General features: G+C 39.4%; 15 protein-coding genes and 1 pseudogene. 3 read left to right on the top strand and 13 right to left on the bottom strand.

All coding sequences use genetic code 11. From position 1 onward, the window contains the following. Positions 1-5 precede the first annotated feature (5 nt). The 8 genes from G3341_RS10705 to G3341_RS10740 form a co-directional block, all read right to left on the bottom strand. On the bottom strand, positions 6-896 hold the full coding sequence (locus G3341_RS10705; RefSeq protein ID WP_163861808.1) for a type II restriction endonuclease: 891 nt from the start codon (positions 894-896) through the stop codon (positions 6-8). Between the two features lie 699 nt (positions 897-1,595). After that, a complete protein-coding gene (locus tag G3341_RS10710; protein WP_163861811.1) occupies positions 1,596-1,796 on the bottom strand; it encodes a hypothetical protein in 201 nt (66 codons plus the stop codon). Positions 1,797-2,061: 265 nt separating this feature from the next. Continuing rightward, positions 2,062-3,642, bottom strand: coding sequence for an alkyl hydroperoxide reductase subunit F (ahpF, locus tag G3341_RS10715; protein ID WP_163861814.1), 1,581 nt, complete (start codon positions 3,640-3,642; stop codon positions 2,062-2,064). Positions 3,643-3,721: 79 nt separating this feature from the next. Further along, positions 3,722-4,285, bottom strand: a complete 564-nt coding sequence (gene ahpC, locus G3341_RS10720) for an alkyl hydroperoxide reductase subunit C (protein ID WP_154623842.1) — start codon at positions 4,283-4,285, stop codon at positions 3,722-3,724. Positions 4,286-4,468: 183 nt separating this feature from the next. Further along, on the bottom strand, positions 4,469-5,593 hold the full coding sequence (locus tag G3341_RS10725; RefSeq protein ID WP_163863591.1) for an ABC transporter permease: 1,125 nt from the start codon (positions 5,591-5,593) through the stop codon (positions 4,469-4,471). Between the two features lie 6 nt (positions 5,594-5,599). Continuing rightward, positions 5,600-8,356, bottom strand: coding sequence for a ribosome-associated ATPase/putative transporter RbbA (gene rbbA / locus G3341_RS10730; protein WP_163861817.1), 2,757 nt, complete (start codon positions 8,354-8,356; stop codon positions 5,600-5,602). Further along, complete coding sequence (locus G3341_RS10735) at positions 8,353-9,423, bottom strand: HlyD family secretion protein (RefSeq protein ID WP_154635604.1); 1,071 nt, start codon at positions 9,421-9,423, stop codon at positions 8,353-8,355. The genes rbbA and G3341_RS10735 overlap by 4 nt, the downstream gene beginning before the upstream one ends. Before the next feature lie 375 nt (positions 9,424-9,798). Beyond that, on the bottom strand, positions 9,799-10,275 hold the full coding sequence (locus tag G3341_RS10740; RefSeq protein WP_154635603.1) for a GNAT family N-acetyltransferase: 477 nt from the start codon (positions 10,273-10,275) through the stop codon (positions 9,799-9,801). A gap of 392 nt (positions 10,276-10,667) precedes the next feature. Between G3341_RS10740 and G3341_RS10745 the strand changes: the two genes are divergently transcribed. Beyond that, the gene (locus G3341_RS10745) at positions 10,668-12,413 is read left to right on the top strand and encodes an ABC-F family ATP-binding cassette domain-containing protein (protein WP_163861820.1); all 1,746 of its coding nucleotides are present in this window, start codon (positions 10,668-10,670) and stop codon (positions 12,411-12,413) included. A gap of 217 nt (positions 12,414-12,630) precedes the next feature. On the opposite strand, the gene G3341_RS10750 is transcribed toward G3341_RS10745, so the two are convergent. From G3341_RS10750 to G3341_RS10770, 5 genes and pseudogenes are all read right to left on the bottom strand, one after another. Beyond that, complete coding sequence (locus G3341_RS10750) at positions 12,631-12,828, bottom strand: DEAD/DEAH box helicase (RefSeq protein ID WP_154622332.1); 198 nt, start codon at positions 12,826-12,828, stop codon at positions 12,631-12,633. Further along, on the bottom strand, positions 12,821-13,372 hold the full coding sequence (locus G3341_RS10755; protein WP_154622331.1) for a PadR family transcriptional regulator: 552 nt from the start codon (positions 13,370-13,372) through the stop codon (positions 12,821-12,823). Before G3341_RS10755 ends, G3341_RS10750 begins: the two co-directional genes overlap by 8 nt. A 295-nt stretch (positions 13,373-13,667) precedes the next feature. After that, positions 13,668-14,794 (bottom strand): annotated as a pseudogene (gene tyrP / locus G3341_RS10760) (tyrosine transporter TyrP). Positions 14,795-14,876: 82 nt separating this feature from the next. Continuing rightward, positions 14,877-16,817 (bottom strand): pyridoxal phosphate-dependent decarboxylase family protein, encoded by a 1,941-nt coding sequence (locus G3341_RS10765; protein WP_154622329.1) that lies wholly within the window; start codon positions 16,815-16,817, stop codon positions 14,877-14,879. A gap of 403 nt (positions 16,818-17,220) precedes the next feature. Further along, on the bottom strand, positions 17,221-18,231 hold the full coding sequence (locus tag G3341_RS10770) for an NAD(P)H-quinone oxidoreductase (protein ID WP_163861823.1): 1,011 nt from the start codon (positions 18,229-18,231) through the stop codon (positions 17,221-17,223). A gap of 341 nt (positions 18,232-18,572) precedes the next feature. Between G3341_RS10770 and G3341_RS10775 the strand changes: the two genes are divergently transcribed. Further along, complete coding sequence (locus tag G3341_RS10775; protein WP_154622337.1) at positions 18,573-19,331, top strand: FNR family transcription factor; 759 nt, start codon at positions 18,573-18,575, stop codon at positions 19,329-19,331. A gap of 128 nt (positions 19,332-19,459) precedes the next feature. After that, positions 19,460-20,404, top strand: a complete 945-nt coding sequence (uspE, locus tag G3341_RS10780) for a universal stress protein UspE (RefSeq protein WP_154622338.1) — start codon at positions 19,460-19,462, stop codon at positions 20,402-20,404. Positions 20,405-20,453: the final 49 nt, after the last annotated feature.

The following is a 20,453-nucleotide window of genomic DNA, read 5'->3' on the forward strand; positions in this document are numbered from 1 at the left end:
TGCTACTAATTCCAAAATTTTAACGTTGCTGGTAACTCATCTAAAAAGTACGTCTCAAAATCAATAATACTTCTTTTGTTTTTCATTGTATCAGAATTCTTGATGTCATTCCTGACAACCAACACTATGTTATGACGAGCCATTTGCTCTGCTTTTGATGCTGAAATATTGTCATCAACAGTAAGCAAATGAATATTAGGAAGATTAGATCTTGCCACTTCTTCCACAACTTCTTGCCAACGTTCTCTTAATGTTGTTTTCATTGTTCCAACAATTGTCTTATCTCTACGTTGATTAAAAGCACTTATACCCGGTAGAATAGAGTCGACCACTTTACCTAGCCCTAATTCAGTGAAAGCTTTTTTACCTATTGATGCTTGTGATTCAAAAGGATAACCATAGTATTCATATAGGAAATAAATTATCCCTTCAAATGTTTTCCCTGCGCGAGACCTTCTTGATTGAGTATTACTCAAGCAAAGTTGATAATTATAAGGGCTGATATATCCTGAATAATTACCAAACAATTCTGTGATTGTATGTGTTAATGATTCTAGATCGGTGAAATCAGGTAATGATAATTGAGCACACAACTCTTCTAATTTTGCTTTTGGTGCGGCAAATTTTTCACCTATTTCTTTCAAAATTACCGCATTAAAAGCGGACTCTTCTTTTAAGAACTCGTCATAAGCTAATTCACGCAGTTGAATAATAGCTTGAGTAACTTGCTTTTGTTTCAATAGGCCTGTAATTAAATCATGGTTAGTTTCTGTTGCTTTTTGCGCTGCAACTTTAGGAGGAGAAATCAATTTTCCTCTGGTTGTCTTGATAAAACCAGCAAATCTTTTTTCTTCTATTTCTGATAGTTTTATTAAATTCTGAATACTATTGTCCATTAAAACATGCCTTTAAACATAACATTAGTGTAAGGTCATACATATTAGCCCATATTTACCTTTATAGAAAATTCAGTTTCGCATACATTCCCTTTGGAAACCGGTTATAAAGCAAGGGTTAAAAACTATATCTTACAAAACAATGAGTTGCACTTTAAGTTTGTAATCTCTTAAACGGTTACACATTAACGCAAAGTAACCCGTTTGTAACCTTTTACCATTCCTATCTTTCTGTTTTTTATCAAAAACATACAAGACTATTTTAATTTTTAACCATTATAACCACTTTCCAAATACCTCCCACGAATACTCCATTTATATAAAAGACACTCAATAATGCCTGTTTTTTGTTCTAAATTTTATATCTATATTCTTATTATTAACGCTATTTTCCCAAAATCATTCTTGTTGCTAGTAGGCGGAAAATACAATCATCCTGATGAGGTATACAGAGGTATGCGATTTGGGCGGTGTAAGAGACCCCTGAGACATGAATATGAAAGAGGAAAAAGAAAAATTGCACATTGGCGACCTATGGAAAAAATTAACAGAAACTAACTCTCGCTGTTTTCCAGTCCCAACATCTAAGCACATCAGACTTCGTTAAAGTACTCCTTACCACAAGCATACTATTAAACTGGCTGTTCACCATACTTCGCACCGTCTTAACGCTTATAAACTTACGCATGCACGCCGCTTTCAATAAATTCTTAAATTGGTATTTAATAGTATCGATTGGCTGTACTCGCAGGTCACCGGTTCAATATGGTTAAAATTCACCGCATAAACGCCCTTTTCACTACTGTGATTCACACCAAAGATCTCATTATCATATAAATAATCAAACAGTTTCCAAAACTCTATCACTTCCGGTTGGCCAAGTTGAATCGGTCTAAGCATATTGTTTGTGCCATCTCAATAATAAAATCATGCTTTGGTGAATATAAACTGTTTTACCAACAAGAACTAACAACAACTGCGCTTATACTCTCATTGGATGAATTTCTCCGCTGTAAGTACCACCAAATCAGCGTTTAGATCGTCCATAAGTTGTCCACACTTGAACACTTTTCGGCAGTATTGAAACCTTTATATGCAAATTACGCATAAAAAAAGGCACTCGCCCCCGAGTGCCTTTGGGTACAACCTACTGAATTGGTATGATTTACACCTCTTCAGCGGTTCTGGTACTTGTGCGGATGAGGTAATCAAAGGCGCTAAGTGCGGCTTTCGCTCCCTCACCGGCTGAAATAATAATCTGCTTGTATGGCACAGTTGTACAGTCACCTGCTGCAAAAATACCTTTAATATTGGTTTCGCCACGCGCATTCACTTCAATTTCACCCATGCGGTTGCGTGCAACGGTATCCCCTAACCAATTGGTATTGGGTAATAAACCAATTTGAACAAATGCACCTGCAACTTCTAATAAATGAACGCTATCATTCGTCCGATCTTTATACTCAAGACCTGTCATTTTACTACCATCACCCTTAACTTCTAATGTCTGGGCATTAAGGATAATATCGACATTTTTCAGGCTGCGTACTTTATCTTGTAATACTGAGTCTGCTTTCAGTTCAGGCGCAAATTCTAATACGGTCACATGTTCAACAAGACCGGCCAAATCAATAGCTGCTTCTATACCTGAGTTACCACCACCAATCACAGCAACACGTTTGCCTTTAAATAGTGGGCCATCGCAATGTGGGCAGAAAGTCACGCCTTTCGTGCGATATTCTTGTTCACCCGGTACCCCCATATTGCGCCAGCGAGCGCCTGTCGCAATAATGATGCTGCGTGACTTCATCACGCCACCCGATGCTGTTTCAATTTGGTGTAAGCCACCTTCTTCCGCTGCTGGAATTAATTTGGTCACAGACTGACCATCAATAACATCGACACTATAGTCATCAACGTGGTTTTTCAGTGCTCCCGCGAATATCGCACCTTCTGTTTTAATCACAGAAATATAGTTTTCGATATCAACCGTATCCATCACTTGACCACCGAAGCGCTCACCGATCACACCAGTGCGAATACCTTTACGTGCGGTATAAATCGCAGCCGATGCACCAGCAGGACCACTACCAATAACCAATACATCAAATGGTTCGCGCTCAGTTAATGCTTTAGCTGCACGTGCATCTGCATTACTGTCAACTTTATTCACTATCTCACTTAATGTCATACGGCCTTGACCAAATTCTTTCCCATTCAGGAAAACAGCCGGCACGCCCATCACATTGCGTTGTTCTATTTCATTTTGGAACAAAGCACCGTCAATGGCGGTATGAGTGACATTTGGGTTCAAAACTGCCATCAAGTTCAACGCTTGCACAACATCTGGGCAATTATGGCAAGATAATGAGTAATACGTCTCAAAGTGGAATTCCCCTTCAAGGGCTTTCACTTGATCTAATAATTCCTGTGCTTCTTTAGACGGGTGACCGCCAATTTGTAATAACGCAAGCACTAATGATGTAAATTCATGGCCCAATGGTGAACCAGCAAAACGCAACCCACTATCGACCCCTGGATTCGTAATTAAAAATGAGGGTATTCTTTGGCTAGCATCTTGGGTTTCACGAACAGTGATTTTGTCAGAAAGTGCAGCAATTTGATGTAACAGCTCTTTTATTTCGTTTGATTTATTGCCGCTATCTAAATTTGCAACTAACTCAACAGGTTTGGTTAATCTTTCTAAATAAGCCTTCAATTGCGCTTGCATATTGTTATCGAGCATATGATCCCCTTGGTCATAAAATCGGGTGCATAGCACCCGATAACATCAGTCTATTTTTGCTTTCGAGATAAAATTCGAATTAGATTTTACCAACTAGGTCTAAAGATGGAGACAGCGTTGCTTCACCTTCTTTCCATTTTGCAGGACATACTTCACCTGGGTGGCTTGCAACATACTGTGCTGCTTTAACTTTACGTAGCAAGTCAGACGCGTCACGACCAATACCTTCAGCTGTGATTTCGATAGCTTGAATGATACCTTGTGGGTCAACAACGAATGTACCACGGTCAGCTAGGCCTTCTGCTTCACGCATATTTTCAAAATTGCGAGTCAGCGCACCTGTTGGGTCACCAATCATGGTGTATTTAATTTTACGAATAGTATCTGAACTTTCGTGCCATGCTTTGTGAGTAAAATGGGTGTCTGTTGAAACAGAATAGATTTCAACGCCCATTTTTTGGAACTCTTCATAATGGTCAGCAATATCACCAAGCTCAGTTGGGCAAACGAAAGTAAAGTCAGCTGGATAGAAGAAGAAAACACTCCATTTTCCTGCTACGTCTTTTTCAGTGACTTCAATGAATTTACCGTCTTTAAATGCTTGGTTTTTAAATGGTTTGATTTGAGTATTAATTAAAGACATTTTCTATTCTCCTGTTTGGTTGCTTATTAAGTTACTGGTTTTCAGACTTTTTTTCCAATCAGTTAATACTATCGATTTGATAGGCAACACCTAATGATGGAATTAATATTAATAGATAATACATTACAACGCTTACTAAACAATTCAGCAAGCGTTTTTTGACAGTGTTGTAACAATAAAGCACTATGCCATCGTTGCTATCGTTTTACGAAAACGCAACAAGGCAAATGAAAAGAAGACAATACCTATAATTAACAACACGATAAACTGTGGCCACACAATCTGGAATCCTGCTCCACGATATAAAATCGCCTGGGCAAGGCTGACAAAGTGAGTTGTTGGCATTGTTAACATAATGTCTTGAACTAGCTGAGGCATACTTTCACGAGCCGTCATTCCTCCGGAAAGCATATTTAATGGTAATAACACAAGGATCATTAATAACCCGAATTGAGGCATAGAACGTGCTAACGTTCCCATAAAAATACCGATTGATGTAGTCGCGAACAAACTAAGCGCCACACCGCCCATAAATAGCAAAATAGAGCCTTCTATCGGAACTTGTAATAATGTTTTCACCACCAGCAATAATGAAACACCAGAAGCGACAAGTACCACTAGCCCCATCGACCAAATTTTAGACAGCATAATTTCAAACGGTGTTAATGGCATAACCATTAAATGTTCAACGGTTCCATGCTCTCTCTCGCGAATTAAAGCCGCGCCAGTAAGGACAATCGATAACATGGTGATGTTATTGATAATTGCCATTACTGAACCAAACCACGATTGAGTTAAGTTAGGGTTAAAACGCATACGAACTTCCAGATCAACCGGTAAGCTGGCATTACTACGATATTTAGCTAAGAATTCATTCACTTCACCTAATGTGATGTTTTGAATATAACTATTTCCCAAAAATGCTTGGCTCATACGCGTTGCATCGATATTAACTTGAATCTCCGGATGACGACCTGCGAGTACATCTCTTTGAAAATTTGGAGGAATATCTAAAGCAAAGGTATAGGTTCCTCTATCAAGCAGGCCATCAATCTGTTCCGGTGTTACATCCGCTGGAGGGTTAAAATAAGGTGCATAAAAACTATTGATAATACGATTTGATAATTGTGATTTATCCTGATCAGCAATCGCTATCGGTGCATTATGCAATGACCCTGGTGTTACTGTTGCAGATGAGTAAATCGACACCGTAAAAGCAAAGACAATCAATGCTAACATCGCTTTATCTCGCCCTAAACTGCGAAGTTCTTTGACTCCCAAATGAAATATATTTAGTAACTTACGCATCATTGGTTAGGACTCCTGTTTTTTCAGGAAAATAACACTGAGGCCGATCACTATTGGAATAGTGATCAATAAAGGAATAAATGAAGCCTGTAAGTCAAACAAGTTCAGTCCTTTCGAGAAAGTCCCTCGTGTTATTGTCAAAAAATGAGATGTTGGATACACCATACCTACCCAGCGTCCAATACCTTCAAGCGATGATACAGGATCAATCATGCCTGAAAATTGTGTTGCGGGAATGAGCGTAATAATGGCAGTACCAAAGATAGCGGCAATTTGGCTCTTCATAAAACAGGAGATCAGCAACCCCATACCCGTTGCAATTGTTATATAAAGAAAAGCAGCCAGCGTTAAAGTGAGAAAACTGCCTTTAAAACTCACCCCAAAAACAAATACGCTCAATGCACATAACATCAGAAAGTTAAACATCCCCAATAAAATATAAGGGAGCTGTTTACCCAATAAAAATTCCAATTTGGTGATCGGGGTGACATAAAGATTAATCATCGACCCCAATTCTTTCTCACGTACGACACTCAACGCACTGAGCATAGCTGGGATCATCATCAGCAATAATGGAATCACTGCTGGGACAATCGCAGGTAAGCTTTTAACATCAGGGTTATAGCGATAACGGGTTTGAATATCGATAACTGGCATACCGACTACCCCAGCAGGTTGTTTGGCCGCCATCGTACTTAACCACGCTAAATGCATCGCCTGTACATACCCACGAACAGTCTCAGCACGGTTAGGCATAGCACCATCAACCCATACACCGATTTTCACTGAGTGCCCTTTTGCGATATCTCGTGCAAAATTGGGAGGAATTTCAATAGCCACAGAGACTTTGCCGCTACGTAACGCGGTTTCCAATTCATCGTAATCTTGAAGTGGAGGCTGTTCGATAAAGTAACGTGAGCCCGCAAGATTTAGCGTATAGCCTTGGCTTAACCCTGTTTGGTCACGGTCGAGTACTGAGAAACGTAAATTTTCCACGTCCATACTGATCCCATACCCCATAATAAACATCAGGATCACCGTACCAAGTAACGCCAGTGTCGAACGAACAGGGTCGCGTCTTAATTCCATGCCTTCGCGAATACTATAGCTAAACAATCGACGCAAACTAAAACGGCTTTTCAGTGCTTCATCAGCCTGTTTTTTAAGCTCAGGGTCAACATGAAATTCGGGTGCAGTATCCTTAGTTGCCCCCGCTTCCCCTACAGCATCTTGCAAGTAAGCAATAAAAGTTTCTTCCAGTGTTGTTAATTGACGTTTTTTAATAAGGTTAGCAGGCGTATCACAATCCAGAACTTTCCCTGCATGCATTAATGAAATACGGTCACAACGCTCCGCTTCATTCATAAAGTGAGTAGAAATAAAAATAGTGACACCGTCACGTCTAGACAGATCAACCATTAAATTCCAGAACATATCTCGAGCGACAGGGTCAACACCAGACGTCGGTTCATCAAGTATCAGCATTTCTGGACGATGAATAACAGCAACAGCGAGTGATAATCGCTGGCGAATACCCAGCGGTAAATCATCAGGCATTGTGTCTCGCACTTCATCTAAATCAAATCGCTGACACATTTCATCAATACGTTGCTGAATTTGCTCATCGGGAATATGGAATAATTTAGCGTGCAATACTAAGTTTTGTTCAACACTTAGTTCACTATAGAGAGAGAAAGCCTGTGACATATAGCCAACACGTTTACGTGTTTCAATGTCTTTCGGGTCAATCTCTTGCCCAAATAGCCACGCTTGCCCTTCACTTGCTTGTAGTAAGCCAGTCAACATTTTCATCGTCGTTGACTTACCACAACCGTTTGATCCTAAAAAGCCAAATATCTCACCTTTAGGGATTTTAAAATTAACGTGGTCCACCGCAACAAATTGCCCAAAACGCATCGTTAAGTCTTGTGCTTCGATTGCGATGACATCGTCATCAGAGGTGTCACGAGGCGGAATCACAACCTTTTTATGGCCTTGACGCTTCTCTTCTGGCAATAACGCAATGAATGCAGCCTCAAGGTCATCGCATTGAGTTTGTGATTTCAGCTCAGTCGCGTGTCCTGTCGCCATGACTTTCCCATCATCCATTGCAACAAGCCAATCAAAACGCTCAGCTTCTTCCATATACGCTGTCGCGACTAACACACTCATATTCGTTTGTCGTTCACGAATACGTTCAATGAGATCCCAAAATTGCGCACGCGATAATGGGTCAACGCCAGTTGTCGGCTCATCAAGGATCAGTAAATCGGGGTCATGAATTAATGCACAGCACAACCCTAACTTTTGTTTCATACCACCTGACAGTTTCCCTGCCGGTCGATCTTTAAAAGGAGCTAGCCCAGTACTTTCTAGTAGGTCATTAATACGGTATTGTCGCTCTTCTTTTGATTGACCAAATAGACGACCAAAAAAATCGACGTTTTCATAAACCGACAGAGTATGGTACAAGTTTTTCCCCAAACCTTGTGGCATATAAGCAATTTTGGGGCACACTTCTCGGCGATGCTCTTTGTCCGCCATGTCACCACCAAGTACCATCACTTTGCCTTGTTGGATCTCTCTTGCCCCAGCAATTAATGAAATTAAACTTGATTTTCCAACCCCATCAGGACCAATTAACCCAACCATTTTTCTAGCAGGAATTGATAAGGTAATGTCATCCAATGCACAATTATCACCGTAATGCTGGCTGACATGGCTTAAATCTACTATCACATCATCCATCAAATTATGGGTCATTGTGGTAATCTCACCTCTAGGTCAGTTGGCCATTGTGCATCCGCATCTAAACGTACATAAGCTTTACCAGGTAAGCCTGTTTTGACATATTCGAGATGTTTTTCCAGTAATTCTGGAGAAATTCGCGCACGAACACGGAACATTAATTTCAAACGTTCATTCTGTGTTTCAACGGTTTTTGGTGTGAATTGCGCGACACTTGCAACAAAAGTTGCTTTCGCGGGAATAACAATATTGGGAGCCGCGTCTAATACAATATGAACATCACTACCTAATGCAACTTTTCCGGCATCTTCAGTCGGTAAGAAGAAGGTCATATAGACATCACTGAGGTCAACCATATTCAATACTCTACCACCAGCCCCTAATACTTCTCCCGGCTCAGCTACGCGATATTGAATACGTCCATTTCGTGGTGCTTTAAGTACACTATCATCTAAGTCAGCAATAATACGTCTTTCCGTTGCTGTCGCTGCATCAACACGCGTTTTAGCCTGTACAACACCCGCTTTTGCTGAATCAATAGCGGCTATTGAGGCGGCAACTTGTGCTTTAGCGGCTTGTAGTGCTGCTCTTGCCCCCTGAACCTGAGCGGTATCATCATCCACTTGTTGCTGAGAAACGGCTTTCGTTTTTACTAATGCACGAGAGCGATTAAGCCGTTTTTGGGCCGCATCAAGTTCTGCTTCTCGTTGACGAACAACAGCCTGCGCGGCTAATTTTTCACTTTCCCTCTGAACTAAGCCCGACTCAGCAGTTGATACATTACTAATTGCTTGGCGCAATTGCGCTTGCACTTCATGAAGCTGCTCTTGTAGCGCCCGAGTATCCATTTTGGCAAGAACTTGGCCTTCCTTGACAAAATCCCCTTCTCTCACAGTAATAGAATCTATACGCCCAGCCGTTTTCGTCGCGATATCAATTTCTGTTGCTTCAATACGACCGTTACTTTCCGCGAATCCAGCAGGTAGATTATTCGAATTCACGCTCCAATAATAAAAACCACCGGCAGCAATAATTAAAATAATAACAACATAAAATATGATCTTTTGTTTATTTATTTTCATACCATCCCTTCTTTTTTCTTTATGTGAAAGAAAATAGCTAATTTAAATTTCAGTATTACCCATGTTGTCTAATCACAGCAAAAAATAGTAAAACCAAGAAAATAAAAATGTTGATGGCTATTTTTATTTTAACATATTGACGCAACACTCCTTTTTGGACTTACTTATTTGTACATTCGCTATCCCTTTAATTTAATTCTATTTTATCCTTATTCGCCTTAAGTAAAATAGCACATATATCACAAAATACCATATTCAAAAATTAAAAAGACTTTCTTGGCACTTATTGCTTAAAATTTATTTAGCAACAAAAAAACAATGCTAACAATAAATCTTGCTAGCATTGTTTTGTTATAAAATTAACTTTTGATGTAATTAATTTATAAATTTAGCAATCGCTTTTTCATCCAGTCGATAGCGTACCCATTCATCTTGTGGTTCCGCTCCAATACTTTTATAAAAATCAATTGCAGGTTGATTCCAATCTAAAACACTCCATTCTAAACGCTGGCATTTTCTTTCACTGGCAATCATTGCGATATGTTTTAATAATTTTTTACCTGCACCTGCCCCGCGATAATCCGGAGAGACATATAAATCTTCTAAGTAGATACCATTATTCCCTAACCAAGTCGAATAACTGGAAAAAAAGACCGCATAACCCGCTGGTTTACCATCTACATAGCAAATTAAAGCCTCTGTATTTGAATTTTCACCAAATAATGAGTTTTCTATATCGGTAACTGAGGCTTTAACTTCATGACGTGCTTTTTCATATTCTGCTAGTTCGATGATCATTTCCAAAATCAAATTAGCATCTTTCATTGTGGCTGGTTTTATTTCTACATTCATTTTGGTGTTTCCTATATGTTTACGCTTTGATTTTACTCTAAAATTATTACTCACCACAGCCACTAACAGTTTTATTCATGACACTTTTAATGCCATTAGAATCATTTATAACAATACCTAAACATAATGCATCATTGTGATTGATTGATAATGGCTAGGCTTGTTATGATGACGACATTGTTCAACACTAGAAAAAAGGAGGCTTATTATGACGTTGTGTGATCTTATTGATTATTCACACTTCTTTGGTAATCGCCAAAGCTCAGGCTTTCACAGTGAAATACTGCGATAACCCTGCCTGAGCGAAGCTCCCAAAAGATATCTTCCTCAGCTTACTGGGTTGTCGTCCTGACTATACCCTGGCATTGCTATGCCTAAAATTTGAGTAAGCTATGAGCACATTATTATCTGTAAAATCATTAAACTATGATACTTCTACAACCTCTTTATTGAGTGACATTACCTTTACGCTACAACGCGGCGATCGCATTGGTCTTATTGGCCATAACGGCAGTGGCAAAAGTACATTATTGAAGCTTTTGACCGGCCAGTTATCGCCTAACAGTGGCAGCATTACTTATGCTAATCAGTGTATTACCGCTTATATTGAACAGCATCTGCCTGAAGAAGTCGCACAATTGTGTTTAATCGATACAATCATGCAGCAACTCCCAGTTGCAGAGCGCCTATCCGAACGTTGGCGAGCAGAAGTTTTGCTGGCTGATTTAGGATTCACTGAGATGCAATGGACACAAAAAGCCAATCAAATTAGTGGCGGGCAGCATACTCGATTACTGTTAGGTAGAGCATTAATTCAGCAACCGGATCTCATGCTGTTGGATGAGCCAAGTAACCACCTTGATCTCCCCACACTGATTTGGTTAGGTAACTTTTTGCAACAGTGGAAAGGTAGCTTTGTTTTAGTTTCTCACGACCAAGATCTACTTGATAAAGTGACTAACTGCACATGGATATTGCGAGATAAAACGTTACATTTCTTCCGGCTTCCATGCTCATCTGCACGCCAGGCACTGAATCAAAAAGACCTTGCTGATGAAAAACGTCACCAAGCAGAACAAAAAGAGATCGAACGCATTGCAGTGAGTGCCAAGCGTTTGGCTATATGGGGTCAAGTTTATGATAACGAAGACCTTTCTCGTAAAGCAAAGCAGATGGAAAAACATATTGATAGGCTTAAAGACGCCCAAACCGAGCTAACTGACGGCTATCAATGGACATTGGCGCTAAATGGTAAATCAATCCCTGCGGATAGAGTGCTGGAATTAGATCATGCCAACATTAAGACTCCTGATGAGAAGTTGCTTTTCACTACAGGTTTTCATCAGGTCAAGAGTGGTGATCGTATTGCCATTATTGGTGCGAATGGTTGCGGTAAATCCACTTTATTACGTTTATTATGGCAACGTTTTAAAGCGGATGAGCGATACAGTGACCAATTAACGTTTCATCCATCTATCAATGCAGGTTATTACGACCAACAGCTTGAGCAACTCAATGATAATGACAGTTTATCTGATGCCTTACGACCTTTTGCTAGCTTAGTTGATGAACAACGCAAAATGGCATTAATTGGTGCAGGTTTTCCTTATACGCGCCATCAACAAAAAGTAGCCACACTGAGTGGGGGTGAACGAGCACGGTTGCTATTTATTGGCTTGAGTTTGGCTCAATATGAGCTGGTGATGCTAGATGAACCCACGAACCACCTTGATCTTGAAGGTAAGGAAGCACTGAGTGAGCAAATTGCACAATTTGCAGGCGCATTGCTCGTGGTTAGCCATGATAAATGGTTAATTGAAACAAGCTGCCAGCGTTTTTGGTATATCAATAATCATCGATTAGAAGAGTATCTTGACGTCGAGGAGGTTTACCAACAAATCGAACAACAATCACATTTGCAACATAACGACACGATGAACCAAAGAGCTGTTTCACCCGCGATAAATGAGACAGTCTCCCAATCTACCGCTTATGAAGATGAATTGTTGGAAAAGTTACTGTTACTTGAGGAAAAGCTGCAAGCTGACAAACAACGTAAGTTGGCCCATCAAAAGCCACAGCTCCAGCAACAATGGATGGATGAAATAGAAAAAATACAGGCACGACTCAACTTGTAATTAAAAATCCCCCAATAACGGGTTTATTGGGGGATTGAGAATACGAGGGAAACATCCCCTTATCACCGAATACCTTATAGTTTAAGGTAGGCTGTTTTTTATTTTCATGGCCTTTTCTGTTTAAAAATAGGCGACATAACGCTGATTGCCGTCATTAAACGCAAAAAGTTATGCCATGAACAATAAATTGCTAAACTCCCCCTACCTAACTATTTTCTTATTTGGTACGTTGACGTTTAGCTCGTTTAAAATAGGATGTCGGCACTTTTGGGCACACAACCTCTTTAAATTTTTTATCTTGTACAACTTCCGTTTTTACCTCAGCGCCTTCGACACTTTCGCTCGATGGTGTCTTTACATTATCTTTCATATATGAAGACTCTTTTGCTTGAATAATATTATTCGTTTTAGCCATGTTCATTTTCCTCTGTTGTCAATACTGAGTTCACTTGCTCAATACGTTCAACAGCACTATTAATAATTTCAACAACACGAGTTGATTGTTCTTTAGTCAACTCCTGCAAAACAATTTTATGTCGCAACAATGATTTAAATTTATCTACAGCGAGCTCAATTTCTTTGGCAAATTGATTGCCCGCTTTAAGCTCTTGCGCATAATTCAATTTCAGCTTTACTTCAGCTAAAATTTCGGTTTTCAGTAACAAGAAACATTTGCCTTCCGGTGTCAGTGAATAGCACTTCCGCCCTTTGCCCTGTTCTTTTTGTGCTGTGATAAACCCTAGCTCTTCCAATAACGTCAGTGTTGGATATATAACACCTGGACTAGGGCAATAAAACCCTGCGGTTTCATTTCCTATTTTCTTAATCAGCTCATAACCATAATTTGCCCCGTCAGCCAATAAATGGAGAATATAAATACGTAGCTGCTTTGGGTTAAACATACGGCTTAAACTTTTGCCATCACAAGCACACGACTCTGATTGCTGTTCACTGTTCATTCATATTCTCAGAGAGACTCTCTAAATTAAAAACCGATATATCTAATATCATAGTGTATTTTTCAAAGATTTCCAGTTTAGATATATCTGTTTTTTTGCATAAAATGCTAATGATAACCATTCCTATTTTGAATGATCGAAAAAGAGGGATTAATAAATGAATTTCTTGTTGATGCCTCAGTGGCGCTATTTTGAAAGGTTATATTCGTCACTCAGTGATAGGCGGGTTGACGTATGAAGCAAAGCCAATCACGAATAACTTGATTGGCTTTGTTTGTTTTAATGAAAATCGAAGTTAGCCCACATTTGGAATGATGTTAAATGCAATAGCGAATTGAACACCTATGACGACAATTCCACACAAGAAGACAATCACTAATGCTAATGCTCCACCTGTAACTTGATATTTGCGCTCATTTCTTAATCTTGATTTAAATGCTAAGGCACTTGGTAGTAACAAGGCTAGGATGGATAAAGCAATTGCCGCAAAGCCTAATGCCATAATAAACCCTTTTGGATAAAAGAGTGCAAAGACTAAAGGAGGCAAGAAAGTTAATAGCCCAGTTTGAATACGGCCCGACATATTATCTTGGCGTTTAAATAAATCGGCTAAGAAATCAAACAAGCCTAATGCAACACCGAGGAACGAAGTCGCAAGCGCTAGACTCATAAACATCTGAGCAATAAATTCTGTTCTCGCTGACATCACAACATTACGGATCGCATCTAATAGGCCATTTAGTCCTGAATTTTCTGCAAGTATTCCGACAAACGTCGTTGTGCTAATACTACCCAGAGTGGCAATTTGCCATAAAATATAGGCAATCAATGGGATGGCGCTACCGATAATAAAAATTATCCGAAGCTTTTTCACATCCCCACCCATGTATTTCACAATACTAGGTACACTGCCATGAAAGCCAAATGAAGTAAAAAATACAGGAATTGCAGAGAGAATTAATACTTGCTCTGTGGGTGCCGACAATAAGTTTTGCTGTTCAACATGCGGCAACATCAATGCGAGTATAATGACTAAAAAGACAATTTTAGCAGCAAACAAAATGCGGTTAATAAAATCAACAGAGGATGTACCAAAACACACTACACCTCCACCGATGATGGTAAAAATCACAATTCCCATCCAGTCTGCCATTTCAATGGATAAACTGCTTTTTAAGTTCGATGTGATGATTTCCCCTGCTCCACTCACATAGGCAGCTGTCAGCGCATACATGAGGAACATCATACTAAAGCCGGTAATAAACTTACCACCAGAACCTAAATAGCGTTGAGCTACGGAGCCTATACCTGTTTCCGACGACTCATGCTGATATACTTCAACTAACAATAACGCGGTGTAGCACATTAATGCCCAAAGAGCGAATAACATCACTAAGCTTACCATTGAGCCGTTGCCAGCATACCAGCACCAATCGTAGTACCTGCAACAATAAAAACACTACCAAGTGTGCGATTTTTCATATTGAGATCCTAGCTAAGAGTTTTATAGAGCTATTTTTTGTTTTGAATGTGTGAGTTTATTTTCTTCATCTATAAGCTGCTGTAACTTACCCTCAAAGATATTTCTTAGTTCTTCCCAAAAGGCAGTAAAATGCTGCTTGTCACGTAGGCAATGGGTCATAATCGCAGCTCTTAGTACATATAATGATTGCGTTTTATCCCATTCTTGGTCACTGAACCCCATTTCACGGCAAAAGTTTCGGGGATTATTACCATATTCTTCTGAAGTTAAAGATGTTGAGGAAGTTAAAAAGTTATTGGTATAAGAGCGACCCGCCGCATAAGAACATAACTCATATAACCGTTTATTGAGCTGATTTTGCCTTTCTAACGAGCTATTCCCAACTTCCTTAAACATAAAATTAACCATATGAAAATCAGGCGATGGCATAGCGACGATCTGAAATTCCCTATCTTCTATTTTGAATACGTCACAATGATTCATACTCTCAATCATCCAATTCGCCGTTGTTAGCCCCGCGGCGATGACCTTTCCGTAACCGAGAATATTGAGTGGTACTAAACGATGTGCAGCCCAAACCGCGGCTGCTGTTGCCCCCGCTTTTGAACCTTCCATAATTGAAGAGCCTAATAACACATTTTGTTGTTTGTCTGCTTTACGTCCTTTTTCAGCGACCTCTTCAAAAACATAGGCGGCATGGTAAGAAATAAGGTCAACAATACGTTTATCTTTCATGCAGATAGCACCTGCTGCATAAGGGATAAACCCGACCTTATGGGGATCAACAGTAATAGAGTCGGCTTCTTGTAGTGCTTTGAAACTTTGATAGACATCTGGCTTAGGCCAAATGACATCTGAAGGAAAAATACCTTCGCTGTGATAGCGTTTAATCAGTGTGTCATATTCAATAAATTGATTATTTTCATCACGGAACATCGCGCATGCATATCCTGCATAAGCGGCATCAATATGGATATAAAACGAAACACCAAATCGAGCTTCACACTCACGACGTAACTCAATGAGTTCAGCGACATTATCGATAGCGCCGGTTTCAGTCGTTCCGACAACGGCAACAATCGCTAAAATAGGTTCGCCTCGCTCTATCAATGAAAACACTATCTGCCTCATCTGGTCGGTATCTGTGCGATAACTTCCATCCACAGGCAATTGCACAATATTTTGTTGCCCTAATCCTAAAATATCCATCGCTTTAAGCCATGAATAATGTTTAGATTGTGGTACTAATAACTTACCGAGTCTGCCTTGTTCTACGCCTTCACCACGGCACGTCATTTCCCTGACGTCTTCGAATAAACCACGTTTTTTTAATTCATCAATTAGGTCTAAAACAGCTGAAGTCTGCATATTTAATAACGCTTTCTCAGAGCTATCTTTAAGCAGCTGTTTGGCTTGAGGGTGCTTAGCTATTGCTAACGGTAACGTTTTAATATTTCTCGCTACCCATAAACCTTCATAGTTAGCGACAGTACCGCCAGAGGTAATATGCCCCCATGCACGATTAGGGTCATAACCGAACATTGCACACAGATCTGCCCCAGCTTCTAGCTCTAGCACGGTTGTGGTCGGCGACGACTCTTGTGCGCAGTTATTTGGGTTATACATCATCGCCATGACATACGCGAGATTAGAGATCATCAGCGTATCCGCATTCATATGGCCAAGATAACGAGGAGAAAACCAAGGAATTGATGTTGTTTTTAATTTAGAAGAGAGTTGATTTAAAATCCCTTCAGTCCGATATAGCGTATCTCTATATTCTGGTGCATATCGTTCGACGGTTGTGACATATTCAGGGTCTTCGGGATGGTATCCTGAGCGCCAGTGCATGTGTTCTGTTACTGCATATTCCATCATTTCTCTGAAAAAGACCGCGTTTTCAGATTTAGGCCCAAGAAATAAAGCATCCACATTCATTTTTGAGTTATTAAAATTTGTCATTATCACTACACCTTTAAATCATGCCCTCATTGAGAAGCATATTTAATTTAGGTAACTACTATCATTGGAAAGTGATATAACGGAATGCATGTCTCATGAAGACAACAATGTATTAATGACTTTGTTATCTTCATTATCATTTAGGAATTTTATTTGATAGACAAACCGTTAATGTGCCAACTTAGGTATAGATATAATCGATAATTATTAAAATATTAACAAACTCGTCTTTATTTCAATCGGATTTGTGCGCGGGAACAAAATTTCGAAATTTTATCAGCTGTAAAGAGATATTTACGCTAAAACAGCTTGAAAATGTAAAATATTTGTTATAGACGAGGTCTAATGACAAGTCATGAGAAAGGCATAATCTCATGACTTGAATATGTCACAATAAATATAACTACTTATTAATTAAAACTATTTTACCATAGAGATCACCAGACTCCATATAGCGATGAGCATCCGCCACGTGGTCTAACGAATACACTTTGTTAATAAAAGGTTTTAATTCACCTTTTTGCAACATCCCCCATACCTGCTGCTTTAAGTCAGTCGCTATGCTGATTTTTTCAGCGATTGTACGTGAGCGCATTGTCGAGCCAGTATGAATTAAACGTTTAACCATTAAAGGCATTAAATTAAGGTTTTTTGGGTTACCTTGCATCATGCCAATTTGTATAATGCGCCCGAATTTTGCGGCAACTTGATAATTTTTGCTGACATAGTCGCCACCAACTATATCAACGACCATATCAACCCCGCGAAGATTTGTATAATCAAGTGTTTGTTGTACAAAATCATCGTGTCGATAATTCACCACGCAATCGGCACCTAATCCTTTAGCAACCTCCACCTTTTCAGATGAACCTACGGTTGTAATGACCGTTGCGCCAAAAGCTTTTGCTAACATGATTGCGACGGAGCCAATTCCAGATGTTCCACCATGAATTAACACGGTTTCATCTTTCTTCAATTGACCGATTTGAAAAACATTAGCCCAAACAGTAAAAAAGTTTTCAGGGATAGCCGCCCCTTCAATAAAGGATAAGTTTCCTAGCGGCAATGCAATATCTTTATGAACCAAACAATACTCTGCGTAGCCGCCACCCGCGACTAGCGCGCAAATATTGTCACCCACCTGCCATTGTTCAACATTATTTGCTTTTGCAACAATCGTTCCGGCTATTTCAAGCCCCAAAATAGGGGATGCATCTGGCGGTGGAGGATAAGATCCCATACGTTGAAATATATCAGGCCGGTTAACTCCCGCCGCCTCAACCTTAACCAACAAATAGTCTTCAGATAAGGTTGGCAGCGGTTGGTCAATAAGCTGCAATTTTTCTGCGCCGCCATGTTCTGTAATATTTATCACTTTCATGGAAGTGGGAATATTTAATGGGCTATTTGCCATCTACAGCTCCTATGATATTTCAATGTTAAAACCGAATATTGCACTCTTGTTTAAATATTATAAATAATGTTAATTTTTAAAAGTCCCTAAATATAACTTTTAAATAGATATTAAATAGATAACCTATTTTATCTATAAAAAATATTTCACTTCATTTTTATTTAAGTTAAATAAATGATTTCATCACGTTATTGCTATTTATGCAAACCTAGCTGAACACCTTGTTTTTGTAAGAGTTTCTATTTACGATGACTCTGTTTTATATTTCTACTTACCAGTCGCGTTATCTTATGTTAAAATTGACTCATATCAATAATTTTAACTTGTATTGAGCATTTAATATGATCCCAGAAAAAAGAGTTGTTCGTCGCATCCAGTCTGGTGGTTGTGCTATTCATTGTCAGGATTGCAGTATTAGCCAACTGTGCATTCCCTTCACGCTGAATGAACATGAACTGGATCAACTTGATAATATCATTGAACGTAAAAAACCAATTCAAAAAGGCCAAGCACTTTTTAAAGCAGGTGATGAGTTACGTTCTTTATATGCTATTCGCTCAGGCACAATCAAAAGCTATACCATCACTGAAGAAGGTGATGAGCAAATTACCGGTTTCCATCTTGCCGGTGACCTTGTAGGTTTTGATGCTATCATTCATACACAGCACCCAAGTTTTGCACAAGCACTTGAAACATCAATGGTTTGTGAAATTCCGTTTGAAACACTTGATGACCTGTCAGGTAAAATGCCAAACCTGCGTCAACAAATCATGCGTTTAATGAGTGGAGAAATAAAAGGTGATCAGGAAATGATCCTTTTATTATCTAAGAAAAATGCAGAAGAGCGTTTAGCTGCATTTATTCTTAACTTATCGCATCGCTTTGCAGAGCGCGGTTTTTCACCTAGAGAATTCCGCCTCACAATGACACGCGGTGATATTGGTAACTATTTAGGCCTTACCGTCGAGACCATTAGCCGACTTTTAGGACGTTTCCAAAAAAGCGGTATGTTAAGTGTTAAAGGTAAATATATTACTATCGAAGATATGGAAAAACTGACTGATATAGCTGGTAAAATTTCCACTGTCTCCTGCTCATAATCCTAGCTGGGTCACAATATCTATTTTGTGACCCACCATGATTATTTTTCATCAAATCTTGCCTATTTCTCCTCAATACCTTAGTTTATCTTTAGTAAGGAATGTCCAGCCGTTATGAGGATTTTAATATGGCAAACTATAGAAATCTCCTAGTTGCAATTGACCCAAATCAGGATGATCAACCAGCATTACGACGTGCTGTCTACATAGTGCAACGTAATGGTGGACGGATTAAAGCATTCTTACCTATCTATGATCTTTCCTATGATATGACTACCTTGTTATCACCTGAAGAACGTGATGCGATGCGTAAAGGAGTCATCAATCAAAAAGCGGCTTGGATTAAACAGCAAGCCCATTTTTATCTCGAAGCGGGCATTGAGATAGAAATTAAAGTTATTTGGCATAACAAGCCTTACGAAGCAATTATTCAGGAAGTGATCAGCGGTGAACATGACCTGTTGCTAAAAATGGCTCACCAGACAGATAATTTTGAATCGATAATTTTTACCCCGCTCGATTGGCATTTATTAAGAAAATGCCCTTCCCCTGTTTGGATGGTCAAGGATAAAGTTTGGCCTGATCATGGCTCTGTTGTGGTTGCCGTCAATTTATCGAATGAAGAATCTTATCATGATGACCTTAATATCAAGCTTGTCGAGAAAACCAAAGATTTAGCCGCCCGTATTGTGAAAGAGCAGGAAATTCACCTAGTGAGTGCCTATCCTATCGCCCCCATGAATATTGCAATAGAGTTACCCGACTTTGACCCTAGCCTTTATAACAATGCATTGCGTGGACAGCACCTCATCGCAATGAAAGAGCTACGTCAAAAATTCGCGATTGATGAAAAATATACTCATGTTCGTGAGGGGTTACCTGAAAAAATTATTCCTGAGATATGTGAAGAATTACATGCTGGCGTCGTCGTTCTTGGAATATTAGGCAGAACAGGAATTTCCGCGGCTTTTCTTGGCAATACAGCGGAACATGTGATTGATAAGTTAAAATGCGATTTATTAGCCATTAAACCCGATGGCTTTGTTTGCCCAATCACCGTTGATGACGATTAATTCAATAACTTGTTTTGTGTTTTTTAGTGAATATAAAAAGCTCTGTCAT

Origin of the sequence: Providencia vermicola (assembly GCF_010748935.1) — a bacterium.
Taxonomy (GTDB): Bacteria; Pseudomonadota; Gammaproteobacteria; order Enterobacterales; family Enterobacteriaceae; genus Providencia; species Providencia zhejiangensis.

What these genes read in the sequence shown, in the direction of transcription:
- G3341_RS10765 (WP_154622329.1), bottom strand. Translation starts at nt 16,817, where the DNA reads ATGACAAATTTTAATAACTCAAAAATGAATGTGGATGCTTTATTTCTT.
- uspE (WP_154622338.1), top strand. Translation starts at nt 19,460, where the DNA reads ATGGCAAACTATAGAAATCTCCTAGTTGCAATTGACCCAAATCAGGAT.
- rbbA (WP_163861817.1), bottom strand. Translation starts at nt 8,356, where the DNA reads ATGACCCATAATTTGATGGATGATGTGATAGTAGATTTAAGCCATGTC.
- G3341_RS10775 (WP_154622337.1), top strand. Translation starts at nt 18,573, where the DNA reads ATGATCCCAGAAAAAAGAGTTGTTCGTCGCATCCAGTCTGGTGGTTGT.
- G3341_RS10725 (WP_163863591.1), bottom strand. Translation starts at nt 5,593, where the DNA reads ATGCGTAAGTTACTAAATATATTTCATTTGGGAGTCAAAGAACTTCGC.
- G3341_RS10770 (WP_163861823.1), bottom strand. Translation starts at nt 18,231, where the DNA reads ATGGCAAATAGCCCATTAAATATTCCCACTTCCATGAAAGTGATAAAT.
- G3341_RS10745 (WP_163861820.1), top strand. Translation starts at nt 10,668, where the DNA reads ATGAGCACATTATTATCTGTAAAATCATTAAACTATGATACTTCTACA.
- G3341_RS10735 (WP_154635604.1), bottom strand. Translation starts at nt 9,423, where the DNA reads ATGAAAATAAATAAACAAAAGATCATATTTTATGTTGTTATTATTTTA.
- G3341_RS10750 (WP_154622332.1), bottom strand. Translation starts at nt 12,828, where the DNA reads ATGGCTAAAACGAATAATATTATTCAAGCAAAAGAGTCTTCATATATG.
- G3341_RS10740 (WP_154635603.1), bottom strand. Translation starts at nt 10,275, where the DNA reads ATGAATGTAGAAATAAAACCAGCCACAATGAAAGATGCTAATTTGATT.
- ahpC (WP_154623842.1), bottom strand. Translation starts at nt 4,285, where the DNA reads ATGTCTTTAATTAATACTCAAATCAAACCATTTAAAAACCAAGCATTT.
- G3341_RS10710 (WP_163861811.1), bottom strand. Translation starts at nt 1,796, where the DNA reads ATGCTTAGACCGATTCAACTTGGCCAACCGGAAGTGATAGAGTTTTGG.
- G3341_RS10705 (WP_163861808.1), bottom strand. Translation starts at nt 896, where the DNA reads ATGGACAATAGTATTCAGAATTTAATAAAACTATCAGAAATAGAAGAA.
- G3341_RS10755 (WP_154622331.1), bottom strand. Translation starts at nt 13,372, where the DNA reads ATGAACAGTGAACAGCAATCAGAGTCGTGTGCTTGTGATGGCAAAAGT.
- ahpF (WP_163861814.1), bottom strand. Translation starts at nt 3,642, where the DNA reads ATGCTCGATAACAATATGCAAGCGCAATTGAAGGCTTATTTAGAAAGA.